This is a genomic window from Bacillus sp. SIMBA_154, assembly GCF_046536015.1.
GTDB classification, from domain to species: Bacteria; Bacillota; Bacilli; order Bacillales; family Bacillaceae; genus Bacillus; species Bacillus pumilus_P.
The window spans coordinates 1-253 of sequence record NZ_JAWJBV010000455.1; the positions used below are offsets into that span (position 1 = coordinate 1).

A 253-nucleotide genomic window follows, 5' to 3' on the forward strand; every position below is an offset into this window, starting at 1 on the left:
GCTGGAATAAGCTGTTGTATCGCTGATATTGGCGTGCATGCAGCTAATTTAACAGAGTATGTTAGCGGCCTTGAGATTAGCTCACTTTGTGCTGATCTCAATCACGTTGTGCCAGGGCGAACACTCGATGATGATGGTACAGTTTTGCTGCGCTTCAATAATGATAGTAAAGGTGTGCTACTCGCGAGCCAAGTCGCACTTGGCGAAGAAAATAATTTATCTCTTCGTATTTACGGTGATAAAGCAAGTTTAG

Annotated in this window: 1 protein-coding gene; it reads left to right on the plus strand. The window is 43.5% G+C overall.

What is annotated here, in order from left to right; translation table 11 throughout:
- A partial coding sequence (locus R0K30_RS22750; RefSeq protein WP_486304037.1) for a Gfo/Idh/MocA family protein occupies positions 1-253 on the plus strand: 253 nt, incomplete at both ends.